We start from the raw sequence: 16,403 nt of genomic DNA on the forward strand, positions 1-16,403 counted from the left end.
GCGGCGTGCGCGGGCACTTCCTGTACCATCGACCGCGAGAAGGACGCCATACGCAGACAGGGAGTCCGCCCATGCGTGCGAACCGCTCCAAGAGCGCACTGCTCTACCGCCAGCTCCGGCGGGCCTTGCAGTCGGGGCGTTACCTGCCCGGGCAGCGGATCGATCCGGGCACGCTGGCCGAGGAATTCAGCATCAGTCCCACGCCGGTGCGGTTCGCGCTGTACCGCCTGGTCGGTGAGGGGCTGATCGACGATCACGCCCGCGACGGACTGCATGTGCCGCTGCTCACCGAAGTCGCCCTGCGCGACCTCTACGACTGGATGGAACGCCTGCTGCTGATGGCCTGCGAGGTCGAGGCACCGCCCGCGGTGGGCGCCGGCGAAGCACTGCCGTACCTGCCTGGCGGTCCCCGCGGCGACCCGGTGAAGGGCACCTGGCAGCTGTTCGACGCCATCGCCCGCGCGCCCGGATTCCGCCCGCTGCACCATGCGGTGAAACAGGCCAACGACCGGCTCGCGCCGGTGCGTCGCGCCAAACGCGGCCTCATCGACCAGCCCGACGAGGAACTGGCGCGGCTCGGCAGCCACTGGCAGGCGCGCGACATGGCGGCGCTGCGGGCCGGGCTGCGCGCGTATCACGCACGCCGCAGGCAACTGGTGCCGCGGATCGTGGCGCTGCTGGTCGACCGTCGCGACCAGCAGCCGTAACCGGCGCCCACGCACCATCGCCCGCGCGCATGCCATCACGCCGGTGCATGGTGCGGGCAGTGCCGGCCGGCGCAGCGGCACCCCATGCACCGCACAGGGAAGCGGCGCATTGCATGACCGGCTGCACGTCTTCGGACAATCATCGTTTAGCAACGCAATAATCATTTGATAATCAAATTTCCCGGCTCCTAGGCTGGCTGTCGTCATGGAAACCGCCATGACGCAACCGCAGGAGAGGCAAAGATGAACAGCAACGACAACCACCGCATGCACGCGGACGATGTGATCGTGCTCGGCGTCGCCAGTGTGGAGACGCAGGGAGGCGCCGGTCCCGGCGAGCCGACGGGCCCGGGTCTGCCGATGATTCCGGGCATTTCCGAAGAGTAAGCCACCCAGGACGCGCACTCCGGTGCGCGTCCTGCCGGGAGAACGCATGCGCTGGCTCATCAACCAGGACTTGTCCTGCTGCGAGATCGACGAACACCTGGTCTTCCTTGATCTTGCTCTCGACCGCTACTTCAGACTGTCGCCTCCGCTGGAGTCGGCAATGCGTGCCTATCTGGCGTCGGGAACGCTTGCCCGGCATCAGCGCGAGGCGCTGGAACGCAGCGGAATCGTGATCGCCTACGCGCCCGAATGCGCCACCATGCCCGACCTGCCCGCCCCTACGGCCAGCGCCATCGAGTCGCCGGCCATGGCAATGCCCAGAACTGGGCCGTCGGTACTGGCGGAAGTCGCGGCAACCGTGTGGGGGACCAGGCGTCGCCTGCGACGCGCCCCATTCAGGTCCGTTATCGACAATACCCTAACCGGCGGAGCTCCGCGCCCATCTGGTTCCTGCATGACGTCGCACCGGGCACTGGAGGAAGCCACATTGCAGTTCATCAGGGCGCGTCGTTACGTGCCCATCGCCCCATGCTGCCTGCTGGATTCACTGGCACTGTTCCGCTTCCTCGCACGCCGTCGTCTGCCGGCGCGCATCGTCTTCGGCGTGACCCTGCTTCCGTTCGCGGCGCACTGCTGGCTCCAGGCGGGGGGCACCATCCTCAACGAGACCTTGTCAGACGCGGGTGCGCATACCCCGGTCAGGATAATCTGATGGAACCACACTATCTTCTCCTGTTCGGCGAGAGCGCACGCGACGCCGCATCGACGGAAGCGTCCCTGCTTGCCCGGGGATTCCGCTGTGAACTACGTATCCCGCATGCCTGCCTGTACGTCTCCACCGCCACACCCGTGCTGAGGTGGCCTGGCCACGGCGTCCTGATAGGCCGGCTTTTCGACCGCAATGGCAAGGCAATCACCCTCCCCTTCGGTCTGGATTCAAACGCGGAGGAGCGCGAGCACCAGGTACTGCACGACAGCTGGGGCGAGTACCTGCTGGTACAGCTGGCTGGGTCTGCTGAGGACCCGATACTGCGGCTTCTGCGCGATCCGTCCGGCGCGGTACCGTGTGTCTACCAGGTGACCGGCAAGGGGGGATTCGTGACCTCCGACATCGCCCTGGCCGCGCACCTGGGCCTGTACCACAAGACAGTGGACTGGGCCGCGATGGCACATGGACTGGCCTATCCCTACCTGAGGACGGGGCGTACCACGTTGGACCAGCTACGAGAGCTCCTGCCGGGGTTTGTGCTCCACTGTGACGGCACCGGCTCCTCCACGCGGATGGCCTGGACACCTTGGCGTTTCGTGTCTTCCGATAGGCGCCATGAGGATCGCGACGCGGCCGCGGCGGATATACGCTCAGCGGTCAGCATGGTGGTCTGCGCACTGACTGCCGCGGACCGGAAGTTGGTGGTGGAACTATCAGGCGGTCTTGATTCGTCCATCGTCGCGGTCTGCCTTCGGGAGCAAGCCGCGACCGCCATCTTCTGTACGCTGGTGATGCCGGTGGCCGGGACCGATGAGCGCCCCTATGCACGCCTGGTGACGGATGCCCTTGCAACCGAGCTCGTCACCCAGCAGGTTGGATTCCAGAATGTCCGCTTTGACTTTCCATTGGCGCCGTCGGCGTTCCTGCCGGCGATGGGTATCCTGCAGAATGCGGTGAACGAAGCCTGGGAGGTGGCTGGCGCAGCCCACGCGGCGGACAGCTATGTGTCCGGCGGAGGCGGAGATACCGTCTTCTGCTACCTGAAGACAGCAGCACCGGCCGCCGACGCCTTCCGCGAGAACGGGCTGTTGGCCGGCATCGCCGCCATTGAAGACCTCTCCACCCTTCACCAGTGCACGTTCTGGAAAGCACTGCGGCTGACGCTGCGCAAGCTGGCTCGTCCAGGGCGCGACGTGTGGAAGCAGGACCGCCGCTTCCTTGCCATGGAACATGTGCCCGAAGCACCCGAGTACCATGGGTGGCTGGACATGCCGGTCGATGCGTTGCCGGGGGACCGGGAGAAGATCCAGGATCTGATCGGTACACAGTTGTTCCGTGATACCGCCCCCCGCCGCGGAGGGCGTTCCATGCACTTTCCGCTGCTGTCACAGCCGGTCATGGAAGCATGCCTGCGCGTTCCTTCATGGATGTGGATAAATCGAGGCCGAAATCGCGCGGTGGCGCGCGACGCCTTCTCAGAACGGCTGCCGCTGGCTGTTCGCGATCGGCGCAGCAAGGGCTCGTATACCGGCTACATGGCCGCCGCCTATGCCCGCAACAGGCAGGGTATGCGCCGGTTTCTGGGAGAAGGACAGCTGGCTGCCCATGGGTTGCTGGACCACGCTGCGCTGATGGACTTCCTGGACCATGAACTGGCCCCCCGTGACCTTTCGTTCCTGCGCGTCTTCGACCTGTGTGCCGCGGAAAACTGGGCCAGGCAGCAGGTCTAGTCTGTTTCGCCGGTCCGCCCGCGATACTCCGCTCCTGATCCATGCGCGCGCATTTGGCGCCATAGACGGTACTGCACCGTCTTCCCGGGATCGGGATCCTCGTATGCCTGCAGCCAGAAGCGGAACCAGTCGATGTTGCGATGGTAGGCAGCCAGCTTGTGCCGTGGTTGGAACTTGATGTGGGCTTCTTCCGGGAACACGTACAGATCGCCCTGTTGCCTGCGCAGCAGAGGCAACGCGTAATCCAGCAGCATCCTGAACTCCTGTTCCGGCAACTGGAACAGCACCGGGACACGCACTCTGTCCAGCTGGAAAGCAGGTGATATCGTCTTCCAGCGCTCCGGAGTCTCGTCGGGCGCGCCAAGTTGCCACATCAGCTGCAGATTGCTGCGGAATGGCGCACGCAGGCTGTTGAGCAGGTAGTAGCTCGGAGTCGGTGAAATGCTGGATACGGACGCGGCTGCGACTACGTCAGAGTGCATGAGGGTCCACAACGTCACCTCGCTGCCGAAGCTGAGTCCGCCCATGCCGACCCGATGCGGATCGACCTTCCCTTCGGCAGCAAGGGCCGCAACCACGCTTTCCACGGCTGTCCGCCCCTGATCGTGGCGCTCGACGTAGTCCAGACGGAAACCAGGCAGAGCATTGATGCACAGTGCCGATATGCCTTGCTCGGCAAGCGATGCCAGCGGCCATTCGTCACCCAGTCCACCACGCAGGAAGCCTTGGCAGGTATAGAACGTCACGAACAGCGGGGATGGCCTGCCAGCATTCTTCGCCTCGAAAAATTGCCCAGTGAACTCGCGCCCGCGTACGTCTGTCCAGCGGATCATCCGGGCAGGTGCCACGGCGGCGATGTCCTTTTCCAACCCCTTGTTGGGCTCGAACAGGATCCGCCGCTGTCCAGTGTCGATATCGATCGCCTCCAGGCGTGGCGGACGGTCCGCCTCCGCGGCAACGCATACCAGCGTCATCGCCGATACCGCGCAAGGCACGTCCCAGTGGCGTTGGCTTCCGCTGACCAGGCCGGCCGACACCACGACGGGCTGGACCGCTCCCGTGGCAACGTTCCAGCGATAGATGGTCTGCGCGCGCCCACGCTCATGGTCGGTGGTCGTGAACAGCACTTCGTCGTGCCCAGGTCGCCAGCGCACATCGCTTATCGTCCGCCCGTTGCACAGGCGGTCGGTACAACGTCGCCACTGGGTTGACCGCATGTGCGGCAGTACGGCCAGCATTCCGTCCCTAGGCTGCAACATGCCGGACTCGGGCTCACCTGCCGGGAACACGACCGCGACACGGTTATCGTGTGGATGCGCCGCCCGCATCGTCGGTATTGGCAGGGCCGCAGAGAAGCTGGCGGCCTTCTTCGTCGCGCTCGGCAGCTCGTGCACAGCTGCATCCCGCACCACTCCGGTATCCAGGTCAACGACTTTCCATCTCGCCGGCATATCCGCGAGCAACGGACCGGTCGAGAACCAGTCGCCGAGAAACCGCTGGGTTGCGGCGCGGCCATTGACCCTGGCCGAACGGTGCAGGCCGGCAGCCAACACGACCGTTTCGTCGATGCGCACGCCCTGCTCATACTCGCGCTGCTCGGCGGCGAAGACCGCATCGCGCGTAGCGCCGACGCTGTAGAACAGCCGGGCTCCGTCCGCGCCCAGCGCGAAGTCCTGGACGTCAGCCGGGTCGTGCACCATCTCAACGGCACTTGCACCGTCGCTGGCGGCGCGCCAAACCGATACGCGGCCATCGATTCGGGCACGGTAGTAGAGCCAGCGCCCATCCTGGGACCATACCGCGGGCGACGGCACGACCAGTCCGGTGACGAGTTCGCGGATCGGCTCCCCGCCCTCGCCGATCCGTAGCGGCGGCGAACGTCCATCCAGGCGTTGCACATACCAGATGCTGTCATAGGCGTTACGCTCGACGGATGCACGCTCCACACGGAAAGCTACCTGGCGGCCGTCGGGCGAGAGTGCAGGATTGCCCAGGTCACTCAGCTCAAGAAGCCGGCGTGGCGAGATTGTCACGGCACCCGCTCCCGGTGAGGTGCACGCCACCACCAGCACCAGCCACAGTGCCGCCGGCCAGGTGTGAGTGCGGAAGATGCAGGAGGCGCGGGTGACGCATGGCCCCATCCGCCACGCTCCAAGAAGGTGACCACGCATGCCTTATCTCCCCGTTACCAGCGCATCGAAACCGACGCACTGACGAGCCGCCCGATGGCCGGATAGTTCGTGGCGTCATAAGGCACATACGTCGCGACGGCCGGTGCATACAGCGGAGGAGCGCGATTGAGAACGTTCTGCACCGACAGACCCAGCGAAAGCGCCGGGACAATGCCGTCGCGGGTGGCCAGGTCGTAGCCCAGCGTGGTGTCCAGCGTGGTGAACGATGCGCCCTTCTCGGACATCGCGCCGCGGCGATCGGTTACCCCGCTGGTGTGATTGGCAAATGCGGACGCGGTGAATCCCCCTGACGTCCAAACCGCACCGAGGCGTCCATTGAACCGTGCTGGATTGGCAACCGTGCCGGCCAGGGCATGAACCGGTTGGTTCGCGCTGGTCCGCTGTTCGCTGTCGAGCCAGCTGGACGCCCCCCTGATTGACAGCTGTCCCCGCGGCAGATCAAGCCGGTATGACACCGACAGATCGATGCCCTGGATGCGCTGTCGTGCCGCATTGACATACTGATCGCGGATGATTGCCACCACCTTCGTGGGATCGTAGGGCGCTCCGGCCAGGTTGTAGAACGCGCTGTTGTAGATCGACAGCAGCTGCGTTATCTGCTCGGGTGTCGGCGCATGGTCCACGAACTCCGCATATGCCGGATTTGAAAGCGCCTGCGCATAGCTCACCGGCTCCACCACGCGGTCCGTATAGTCGACATCGAACCAGGTCAGTTCTGCTTCCAGCCCGGGTGCCGCCAGCGGATGTACCGCCAGCGAGGCGGTCCAGGTGCGCGCGCGCTCGGCTTCCAGTTCCGCGTTGCCGCCATAGGACATCAGCACGGTGGCATCGGCGGGGCCTGCCGTCGCTCCCACCGCGGATGCACGCCACAGGTACGCCATCCGGTCCTGATGCCGCTGCAGCAACGTCGGCGCCTTGAATGATCGTCCCCATGAGGCCTTGAGGGTAAGGTGGGCATTGGGATCGTAGATCACGCCAAGCTTCGGCGTGGTCACGGCTCCGAAGCTGGCGTAATCCTCACTGCGCAGCGCCGCACTTAGTTCCAGGCGATGCATGCCGGGTACGCGACGAGACGGGGTGACCAATGGAGCGCTGAGCTCGGCGTAGGCCGAACGCGCGCGTTCGTCGCCGCCATAAGGTGTCCCGGTGACGCGCGGACGATACCGGAACGTGTCCTCACGCGAACCGATACCGACCGCCACGCGCGCCTCTCCTCCTCCAATCGCGAACAGCGGCCCTTCCGCGCCGATCTCATAGGAGCGGCTGCGGTTGCAGTAGCATGTCTGCGTCACCCGCCTGCTTCCGGCCGCGGAGACGAAATAGCGCTCGTCGGTGTTCTCGTCGCTGCCGTGCGCGCCGCCGACGGTGAGTGTCCAGCTTCCCAGGAAGAACGCGACGCTGGGCGAGACCAGCGCGATGTCGGTCTGTGGGGTATAGCGGTAGTAGGAGTTGCCCTGGCTCGCGTAGCGCAACATGTCGCGCCGGGTACGCAGCGCATCGAGTCTCAGCTCGGCCACCTCGCCCAGCGCCTGGTGGAGGCTGAGCAGTCCGCTGCGCGCGTCGCTGCCGCCGTGGATCGTGTAGTGCTCGCCCAGATGCCGGGTGTAGGCGCGTTGACGCGCATGGATCGGATCGGACGTGGTGTCCTTGAAGGTGGCGATCATCCCGCCGCGTTGCCACTGCGCACCAGCGGTCGCGGTGTACTCCTGCGTGGCGAACCCGCCGTCGGCGGTGGTGGCGCGCCGCATCCCCAGCGCCACGCCATCAAAGTCACGCTTGAGGATCACGTTGGCCACGCCCCCGACGGCGTCCGAGCCATAGATCGCCGACGCGCCATCGGCAACGATCTCCAGGCGCTCCACCGCCTCCACCGGAATGGCGCTGATGTCCACCGCCTGCGAGAACCCGTCGTACGCCATGCGGCGGCCATTGAGCAGCGTCAGCGACGCATCCGCACCCAGACCGCGCAGATTCAGGGCGGACCCGCCGGTGAGGTCCTGGTTGCCGACACCCGACGCCGCGCCGGTAACCCCCGGGTTCTGCCCACCATTGAAATTTTGCGGCAGGCTGCGCACCACCTCGCCCAGCGTACTGAAACCCTCCTGGCGGATCTGCTCGCTGTCGATGGCGATCACCGGCGAGGGCGTGGTGCCACCGCGGATGCGGGTGCCGGTGACGGTCACCGTCTCCAGCTCGGTCGTCGCGTCGGCCGGTGGTGTCGCCGCCGCGGCGGCCGCGCGCGGCGCACCGGCGCCCTGCCCTGCTTCCTCGTCCACCGGCGGGGCCTGCCGCGGCGTGGCGCCCTGCCCTGCGCCCGGCGCGGCGCGGGCCGCGCCTGCCTCGCGCGCCGGGGCGGTGCCGGCCAGGCCATAGAGCGTGGCGAACAGGGCGATGGAAATGGCGTTGCGTAAAGCGCGGGTCTTCATGCTGCGTCCTTTGGTTTCCATGGTGGGTACTCGGTGCTGCGGTGCTGCTGTCCCGCGGCCCGGACGGTGGCCGGTGCGGCGGGCACGCGATGCCGGCGCACAGGCGGCCGCGCGCCATGGCAGCGGCGCGCACCGGCGGTGCGGGCGAATTGCAGGTGGTGTTTCCCGTGGCCCTGTGCGGCGGCGGTGTGCGCGCCGTCGCGGCGCGGTTGCGTTGCCGCCCGCGCTTCCGCCGAGGGAGCGGAAGCGCCATGCACGCATTGCGTTCATTCATTAACCCGGTGCGCACACTACGTTTAACGTAGTATCGGTGTCAAGCGCCCTTCCGGAAGCTTCCATGCACCGAAGCCCGGGATGTACACGGCCTTGTCCGAGAAGAGAGAGCTCCCCGTCTACAGCGTGCGTCTGCGCGAAGCGCGGGAGACCTATGGCATCTCGCAGCGCAATCTCGGCATCAAGGCCGGGCTGGACGATTTCGTCGCCAGCACCCGCGTCAACCGCTACGAAACCGGCGTCCACCAGCCCGACCTGCAGACCCTGCAGCGCATCGCCGAGGTGCTCGACCTGCCGGTGGCGTACTTCTTCGCCGAGGACGACGCGCTGGCGGAATTGATCAAGCAGTACGGGCGCGGGAAGCACGGGAAAGGCTGATCGCCGATACTGCGGCGCGTCGTTTCCCTACAGTCCCGGGCGGCAATTTCCTACGCCGCGTAGCGCCCTTGCCCGACGGCTCCGCATCAGCGCTTCCCCTGCCACCCACGCGCCCGCTGGCGTGCCGCACGCTACCCTGTCGCCCCGCACAGCCCCGCATCACCGGTTTATCCCGCCATGACCGCCTGCTCCCACCGCGTCCAGGGCCTCAACAACGACGAGGTGCCCGCCGACTGGCCCGCCATCGCCCCGCACGAGATCGCGTGGCTGGCCGGGCGCTTCGCGCAGCTGCGCGGCGCGACCGCCGCGCAGTGGCACAGCCCGCGGCCGCTGTCGGCCGCGGCGCTGGTGGAAACCGCCGCCGGGCGCGTGTTCGTCAAGCGCCACCACCACAGCGTGCGCGACGCCGCCACGCTGGGCGAGGAGCACCGCTTCATCGCGCACCTGGCGGCCGCCGGCGTGCCGGTGGTGCAGGTGCTGCGCGACCACGACGGCGCCACCGCGGTCGAACACGACGGCTGGACCTACGAACTGCACACACCGGGCAACGGCGAGGACCTGTACCGCGACGCGGTGTCATGGACACCGTTGACCAACGTGGCCCAGGCACGCGACGCCGGGCGCATGCTGGCGCGCCTGCACCAGGCCGCCACCCGCTACCACGCCCCGCAGCGCGGCACCCACCTGCTGGTGGCGCGCGACGACCTGATCCGCAGCCACGACCCCATCGCCGCGATCAAGGCCGACCTGTACAACCGCCCCGGCCTTGCCCGCTACCTGGCGCGCATTCCGTGGGAGGAACAACTACGCGGGATCGTGCTGCCCTGGCATGCGAGCCTGGCCGAGCGCCTGCGCGACGAACCGCGGCTGTGGGCGCACAACGACTGGCACGTTTCCAACCTGCTCTGGCAGGGCGACACGGTGAGCACCGTGCTCGACTTCGGCCTGGCCTCGCCCACCAGCGCGCTGTTCGACCTGGCCACCGCCATCGAACGCAACGCGGTCGCCTGGCTGGAGCTGGAACGCGGCGCGCAGGCCGTGCGCATCGACATCGCACTGGCGCTGCTCGACGGCTACCGCCAGCTGCTGCCGCTGTCCGCCGCGCGCATGCACCTGCTGGCCGACCTGCTGCCGGTGGTGCACCTGGACTTCGCGCTGTCCGAAGTGGAGTACTTCGAAGGCGTCACCGGCTCCACCGCCAACGCCGACGTCGCCTGGCAACCGTTCCTGCTCGGCCATGCGCAATGGTTCGGCAGCGCCGAAGGCCAGGCGCTGTTGGCGGCGCTGCACGCGGCCGCCTGAATCCGCATGCGGGGCAAGCCCCGCATCTACGTGGTGCGGACCATGCAAGGCAAACCCGCCCCCCACGGAGCGCGGCGTCGCGGGAACCCGCACCCGTAGGTGCCGGGCTTGCCCGGCACAAGGTTATGGAATGCCGGTTGGCTGGACATCCCCAGTCGAGTTGGTCGAACACCGATGCCGGCTGCACTGGCCGGCGATACCGACGAACTGAGTAGGGCGTCCTTTCACTGCGCCGGCGGCAAGCGTCCCATCGCGGACATGGGTGCCGTCGCCGAACCTGCCGCCGGGTCCGGCTATACGGTCGGCTTGTTAGCCGGACCCGATTAACCCTAAGCTCAAGCTGTATCAAGGCGGCAGCGAACCATACGATGCGCCATGGATAAGTCGTATAACCGGACCCACGAGTCCGGCTATTGGATAGTTAGGCGGCCATGAGAAATTGCAGCGCACTTGCAGCTCTCCTCTGGTCAGCCACCGCCTGCTCCGCAATGCCAGCCGGTGGCGCGAAGAAGGCCGCGGTGTCGGAGCCCGCGCCAGCCCAAGTGACGGGTCGGTGGCAGTTTCGTGTGGCCGGGAAAGACGGGGTCCGGGAGCCGGTAGTCACGCTCACCAAGGAGCCTGCAAAGACCTGCCAATCGGGTGATTGGCTCAAGGCTGTAGTCGTCTCTCCGGGCAGCTTGGCCTTCTCGCAACCCGCCTACAGTTACTCAAACGGCCGGCTTGAACTCCTCCTGTCGTCCGAACTCTGCGATGCATACACTTCGCTTGTCGGCAACGTATCTGGCGGGCGCTTCAGTGGCACGCATGTGTCGGATGGCCTGTTCGGCAGCATCGAGCATGGCAAGGTCACTGGGGTGCGCCAGCCGTAGTCGCTGGCCGTGCGCATCGACATCGCACTGGCCCTGCTCGACGGCTACCGCCAACTGCTGCCGCTGTCCGCCGCGCGCATGCACCTGCTGGCCGACCTGCTGCCAGTGATGCACCTGGACTTCGCGCTGTCCGAAGTGGAGTACTTCGAAGGCGTCACCGGCTCCACCGCCAACGCCGACGTCGCCTGGCAACCGTTCCTGCTCGGCCACGCGCAATGGTTCGGCAGCGCCGAAGGCCAGGCGCTGTTGGCGGCGCTGCACGCGGCCGCCTGAACGCGCATGCGGGGCAAGCCCCGCATCTACGGAGTACGGACCATGCAAGGCAAACCTGCCCCTTGGAGCGCGGCGCTGCGGGAACCCGCACCCGTAGGTGCCGGGCTTGCCCGGCACAAGGTTATGGAATGCCGGTTGGCTGGACATCCCCAGTCGAGTTGGTCGAACACCGACGCCGGTTGAACCGGCCGGCGATACCGACGAACTGAGTAGGGCGTCCTTTCACTGCGCCGGCGGCAAGCGGCCCAGGGCGGACATCTGTACTGCTACCGGAACGAGCTTGCCGTGATAACTGAGCCCATCGGTGGATCCGGTTATACGCTGGCTTGTTAGCCGAACCAAGCCACCCTAAGATCGAGGTATCGCAAGAGAAAAGCTCGCCATACGGTGCTTTGTAGACAAGTCGCATAACCTGACCCGTGGGTCCGTCTATTCGGTAGTTAGGTGCCAATGGAATTTGAGTCGATACGTCCAGTTCTTAGCGGTGTGGCTGGTGGCATCATTGCCACATGGCTCACCTCTCGCTGGTCTCGTCGGCTGCCTTCAAGGCACAACGGAAAGTCACGCGACGCGCTTCTTCGGCAACATCGTCCTGCTATCTGGACGGCCAACACTCTCTTCTTTCTCGGCCTTATCTTCGGTGTCGCCCTGTATCGGATCGGCGGCTTCGACAACACCGACTGGCGACCACTCGGGCTTGGTTTCGGCCTCGCGTCTGTTTTGCCACTTCTGGCCATCTTCATAGTGTCTATCCTCTCCGGGAGAGACCCGCGGGCGGGATACGTTGCCTTCTCATTTGGTCAGGGCATGCCTCTCTGGGCTACCTACGGTTTACTTGGCGCAGGCTCGGTTGCTTTTGTGTTTGCACTTGCTAGCCTTGCCACCTAGCAATTCATTCAGGCCGACGCCGCTTCGCGGCGCGGCCTAATTCAGGCGTTAGCTGTTATGACCAACAATTCAGTGTCTTATCCAACAATCAGTACCCAATGGGCCGGGATGCATGGGGAGGGAATGCAGCTTGAGCTCTCTTGTGATATCTCCGGGGAAAAACATTACTTCGCGAGCTTTGTAGCTGATCCGGCGGATGAGTCACTGGCACTAGAGCTGACAGTATGTGGCCGTCCTGTTCGTATAGCCGTTGCGCAGCTAGAGTCCTTGATAGCCGCGGCTAAGAAAGACGTACATTCAGAAGCCTGGTATGACAAGCAGTTGCCTTCCGGCAATAGCAGCTAACAATTCACTCAGGCCGACGCCGCTTCGCGGCGCGGCTTAATTCCGGAGTTAGGCGGCGTGCAATGGATGAGCAAGAGTCCCTCGTAGCGGCGATCAACGAAGAAGTCAAACTCTGCGCGTACAACTCAGCTTGGCCGTCTCTTTACGAAGAAGAGCGCCAACGACTTCATGCACTGCTGCCCGGCACGATCATCGACATCCAGCACATCGGCAGCACGTCAGTTCCAGGGTTGATGGCCAAGCCCATCATCGACATCCTTGCTGGCGTGGCATCAATGGAAGTTGCAGAGTCGATTGGCGAAGTTCTGTGCAAATCCGGCTACACCACATCCGCTGAGTTCAACCGGTCACTCACAGATCGCAAGTGGTTCATGCGTTGGGCCAACGGCCACCGCACTCATCATCTGCATGTTGTCGTTCACGCGGGGCCTGTTTGGAGTGAGCGCCTCAAGTTCCGGAATGCGCTGCGCGCCGATCCTGACCTCGCAGCAAAGTACGAAAAGCTCAAGGTCCAAATGACTACCGAGCATTCACAAGACAGAGAGGCATATACAGATGCCAAGGCGCACTTCGTTCAAGCCGTGTCACGAGCCGCCTAACCCTTCCATCGAGAGAATGCTTTCCGGCCTACAGCCTCCAAACGCCTCTCATGTCAAACGTTGAACGTCGGCTTCTGGCCGATTTCTGCCGGTGACCAAACCCGTAGTCCGTCTGAGCGCTTCTACTGCGTCCAACTCGCTGGCGGCGGCGTCCAGTCCGATGGCAGAGCTTTCCGGCTCCTTGGCAGCACGTAAGGGGCTTCGCCGGGAAGGCTCCATGCGGGGCGAGCCCCGCATCTACGAGATGCGAGGCCCCATGCGCGCAAGCGCCCCCAAACCCACCCACGGGCCAAGCCGCGGCTTTTGTGGTCAAATACGCGCCTGAAGCGGGGGTGCCTGGGCTTGTCCAGGCTGAGAGAGTCCCTTGGAACCTGATCCGGTTTGCACCGGCGTAGGGAGCTTTGAGCAGCAGGCACACCGCCTTCGTGGCCGGTCGCGCGTGCGCGCCTTCGCTTCGTCTCCCCCCACGGCTGATGACGAAACGAATGAACCGCTGCCCCTCCCTTTCGCTGTTGACCGCCGCGCTGGCCGCGGCCCTGCCGCTGCACGCGCACGCCCTGGACACCGCCGCCGAGCGCTCGCCCACCGAGCTGGCTGCCGTGCGCGTACAGGCCAAACAACCCGGCGCAAAGGAGCCGCAGTCCAACAGCTTCGGCAGTGGCGACTGGAAGAACACCCCGGCCTCGATCAGCGTGCTGGACCGCGGGCTGCTCGACCGCCGCGTGGTGCGCACGCTGTCCGAGCTGGCCGACAACGATGCCTCGCTGGGCGACAGCTACGCGCCGGTGGGCTACTACCAGAACGTCGCCATTCGCGGCTTCGCGCTGGACACCGCCACCGGCTACCGCTTCAACGGCCTGAGCATCGCCGGCGAACAGCGGCTGGCGCTGGAGAACGTGCAGCAGGTGGAAATCCTCAAGGGCGAGGCCGGGCTGGCCGCCGGGGTGATCGCCCCGGGTGGCGTCATCAACTACGTCGGCAAGCGCCCGGCCGAGGTGCGCAACGTCACCCTGGGCACCGACGCCGAAGGCTCGCGCTACGCCGCCATCGACATGGGCCACTGGCTGACGCCACGCATCGGCGTGCGCTTCAACGCCGCCTGGGACAACAGCCACTCCTACATCGACCATGCCGACGGCCGCCGCAACTTCTACGCGCTGGCCACCGACTGGCTGATCGGCGAACGCGGCAAGCTGGAGGTGGACGCCAGCTACCAGACCAGCGCGCAGCGCTCGGCCTCGGGCTACCAGCTGCTGGGCGCCAGCGCGCTGCCGCAGCACGTGGACCGCACGCAAATGCTGGGCTACCAGCGCTGGCAGAAGCCGGTGGGCATCGACAGCACCAACCTCAGCGCACTGCACACCTACGATTTCAGCCCGGCGTGGCAGTCGCGCGTGTCGGCCAGCCACAGCCGCTCGGTGATCGACGACAACGTCGCCTTCGCCTACGGCTGCTACTACGCCGAAGCCTGCTGGGATGGCAGCGTGCCGGGCAACTACTTCGCGCCCAACGGCGACTACGACATCTACGACTACCGCAGCCCCGACGACACCCGCCGCAACCAGCAGCTGCGCGCCGAACTGCGCGGCCGCTTCGCCACCGGCGCGGTCGGGCACCAGCTGGTGCTTGGCGCCGACTACTTCCACCGCAGCGTGGACAAGCGCCGCAACGTCAACGCATACGTCGGCACCGGCAACATCCATGACCCCGCGGTGCCGCAGTTCGAGCCCTCGCCGCTGCAGCCGGGCCCCTCCGTGCGGCGCGTGGACAGCCGCCAGAAGGCGCTGTTCGTGCTGGACCGCATGCAGCTGGCCGACAACTGGCAGTGGCTCGCCGGCGGCCGCTTCGTGCGCCTGGACGAGCGCGCCTGGGACAAGCGCGGCAACCCCGAGCGCGACAGCCGGGTGTCGCACTTCCTGCCGCAGACCGCGCTGATCTGGAGTGCCAACCCGCAGCTCAACCTGTACGCCAGCTACGTGCGCGGCATCGCCCTGGGCGAGGAAGCGCCGTTCTGGACCAGCAACGAAGGCAGCTTCCTGCCGTCGGTGCTGTCACGCCAGCTGGAAGTGGGCGCCAAGTACACGCCCACCGACGCGCTGACCCTGGGCGCGGCGCTGTTCCGCATCAGCCGGCCGTTCCAGTACGCCAAACCGGACGCCAGCGACTACGGCTACACCTTCGTGCAGGAAGGCCGGCAGACCCATACCGGGCTGGAACTGAGCGCGCGCGGGCGCGTGGGCGACAACCTGCAGCTCAGTGCCAGCGCCAGCGTGCTGCGGGCGCGGGCGCGCGGCACCGGCACCCCGGCCTACGAAGGCCACCCGCTGATCAACGTGCCCACCACCCGCGCCAGCGTGCACGCCGACTACGCGCTGCCGTGGGTGCCCGGGCTGGGCGTGACCGGCGGCTGGCGCTTCGCGTCTTCCAACGTGGCCACCGCCGACGGCCGCGTGCGCGCCCCCGCCTACGGCGTGGTCGATGCCGGCCTGCGCTTCCGGCATGAACTGCACGGCCGCACGCTGGACTGGAACCTGAGCGTGGACAACGTGTTCAACCGCTTCTACTGGCGCGACACCGGCAGCAGCTCGGGCGACTACTACCTGTTCCCTGGCGCCCCGCGCCAGGCGCGGCTGACGGTGAGCTTCGCGCTATGAACCCGGCCCTGCTGGAATGGTCGGCGGTCATCGCCAGCGCCCTGGGCGTGTGGCTGATGGCGCAGCGGCGCATGCTGGCCTGGCCGGTGGGGCTGGTGTCCGTGGGCCTGTACGCGCTGGTGTTCTTCGAGGCGCGGCTGTATTCGGACATGCTGCTGCAGGGCGCCTTCGCCGCGTTCCTGGGCTACGGCTGGGCCACCTGGCACCGCCAGGACAAGCCCGACGGCCGCGTCGCCATCGCCCCGCTGGCCATGCAAGCCGGCGCCCGCGACCTGGCCATAGGCGTGGCCTTCGGCCTGGCCCTGGGCGCGGCCATGCACACCTGGACCAACGCCGCCCTGCCCTGGCTGGACGCCATGCTCGCCGCGCTCAGCCTGGTGGCGCAGTGGTGGCAGGCGCGCCGCCACGCCGCGGCATGGTGGCTGTGGATCGTGGTGGACGTGGTCTACGTGGGCATGTACCTGGTGAAAGCGCTGCACGCCACCGCCGCGCTGTACCTGGTGTTCGTGGCGCTGGCGGCCACCGGCCTGCATGCGTGGAAGAAACAGCAGAAGCGGGCTCGGGACCAGGCGCCGGCATCGTTTCCCTGACCCGTCAAACGCCCTCGTTTGCCGGCGGCCATCGAAGCACGGGTGGCCGCCGGCGGGCGGCAGGCCGCAATGGTTGGCACA

The 16,403-nt window shown here is 66.4% G+C and carries 12 protein-coding genes, 1 pseudogene and 1 riboswitch; of the genes and pseudogenes, 11 read left to right on the forward strand and 2 right to left on the reverse strand.

Annotation, left to right across the window (positions count from 1 at the left end):
- Positions 1-71: 71 nt before the first annotated feature.
- The 4 genes from ACJ7VY_RS13985 to ACJ7VY_RS14000 all read left to right on the forward strand — a co-directional run bounded on the left by ACJ7VY_RS13985 (position 72) and on the right by ACJ7VY_RS14000 (position 3,533).
- Positions 72-707 carry a GntR family transcriptional regulator gene (locus ACJ7VY_RS13985; protein ID WP_409475865.1) on the forward strand — a complete coding sequence of 212 codons (636 nt, stop codon included), beginning with the start codon at positions 72-74 and terminating at the stop codon, positions 705-707.
- A gap of 243 nt (positions 708-950) precedes the next feature.
- Positions 951-1,094, forward strand: a complete 144-nt coding sequence (locus ACJ7VY_RS13990) for a benenodin family lasso peptide (RefSeq protein ID WP_104939662.1) — start codon at positions 951-953, stop codon at positions 1,092-1,094.
- 46 nt (positions 1,095-1,140) lie between these two features.
- Entirely contained in the window at positions 1,141-1,806 is a 666-nt protein-coding gene (locus ACJ7VY_RS13995; RefSeq protein ID WP_409475866.1) for a lasso peptide biosynthesis B2 protein, read from the forward strand.
- Positions 1,806-3,533 (forward strand): asparagine synthase-related protein, encoded by a 1,728-nt coding sequence (locus tag ACJ7VY_RS14000; protein ID WP_409475867.1) that lies wholly within the window; start codon positions 1,806-1,808, stop codon positions 3,531-3,533. The genes ACJ7VY_RS13995 and ACJ7VY_RS14000 overlap by 1 nt, the downstream gene beginning before the upstream one ends.
- On the opposite strand, the gene ACJ7VY_RS14005 is transcribed toward ACJ7VY_RS14000, so the two are convergent.
- Positions 3,530-5,566: an Atxe2 family lasso peptide isopeptidase gene (locus tag ACJ7VY_RS14005; protein ID WP_409475868.1), complete on the reverse strand. Its 2,037-nt coding sequence runs from the start codon at positions 5,564-5,566 to the stop codon at positions 3,530-3,532. The genes ACJ7VY_RS14000 and ACJ7VY_RS14005 overlap by 4 nt on opposite strands.
- A gap of 152 nt (positions 5,567-5,718) precedes the next feature.
- Positions 5,719-8,151: a TonB-dependent receptor plug domain-containing protein gene (locus ACJ7VY_RS14010; protein WP_409475869.1), complete on the reverse strand. Its 2,433-nt coding sequence runs from the start codon at positions 8,149-8,151 to the stop codon at positions 5,719-5,721.
- 366 nt (positions 8,152-8,517) lie between these two features.
- On the opposite strand from ACJ7VY_RS14010, the gene ACJ7VY_RS14015 reads away from it, so the two are divergent.
- The 7 genes and pseudogenes from ACJ7VY_RS14015 (at position 8,518) to pnuC (ending at position 16,322) form a co-directional block, all read left to right on the forward strand.
- Positions 8,518-8,802 carry a helix-turn-helix domain-containing protein gene (locus ACJ7VY_RS14015; protein ID WP_233996229.1) on the forward strand — a complete coding sequence of 95 codons (285 nt, stop codon included), beginning with the start codon at positions 8,518-8,520 and terminating at the stop codon, positions 8,800-8,802.
- 177 nt (positions 8,803-8,979) lie between these two features.
- Complete coding sequence (locus ACJ7VY_RS14020) at positions 8,980-10,104, forward strand: phosphotransferase enzyme family protein (RefSeq protein ID WP_409475870.1); 1,125 nt, start codon at positions 8,980-8,982, stop codon at positions 10,102-10,104.
- Positions 10,105-10,979: 875 nt separating this feature from the next.
- Positions 10,980-11,246 (forward strand): annotated as a pseudogene (locus ACJ7VY_RS14025) (aminoglycoside phosphotransferase family protein); the annotation flags it as partial.
- 945 nt (positions 11,247-12,191) lie between these two features.
- The gene (locus ACJ7VY_RS14030) at positions 12,192-12,479 is read left to right on the forward strand and encodes a hypothetical protein (RefSeq protein WP_161615396.1); all 288 of its coding nucleotides are present in this window, start codon (positions 12,192-12,194) and stop codon (positions 12,477-12,479) included.
- Positions 12,480-12,541: 62 nt separating this feature from the next.
- Positions 12,542-13,078 carry a GrpB family protein gene (locus tag ACJ7VY_RS14035; RefSeq protein WP_409475871.1) on the forward strand — a complete coding sequence of 179 codons (537 nt, stop codon included), beginning with the start codon at positions 12,542-12,544 and terminating at the stop codon, positions 13,076-13,078.
- A 318-nt stretch (positions 13,079-13,396) separates the two neighbouring features.
- Positions 13,397-13,493, forward strand: a riboswitch (TPP riboswitch).
- A gap of 70 nt (positions 13,494-13,563) precedes the next feature.
- Positions 13,564-15,732 (forward strand): TonB-dependent siderophore receptor, encoded by a 2,169-nt coding sequence (locus tag ACJ7VY_RS14040; protein ID WP_409475872.1) that lies wholly within the window; start codon positions 13,564-13,566, stop codon positions 15,730-15,732.
- Positions 15,729-16,322, forward strand: coding sequence for a nicotinamide riboside transporter PnuC (gene pnuC, locus ACJ7VY_RS14045; RefSeq protein ID WP_409475873.1), 594 nt, complete (start codon positions 15,729-15,731; stop codon positions 16,320-16,322). The genes ACJ7VY_RS14040 and pnuC overlap by 4 nt, the downstream gene beginning before the upstream one ends.
- Positions 16,323-16,403 lie beyond the last annotated feature (81 nt).

This window comes from Stenotrophomonas sp. Y-13, assembly GCF_046267925.1.
Classification (GTDB): domain Bacteria; phylum Pseudomonadota; class Gammaproteobacteria; order Xanthomonadales; family Xanthomonadaceae; genus Stenotrophomonas; species Stenotrophomonas acidaminiphila_A.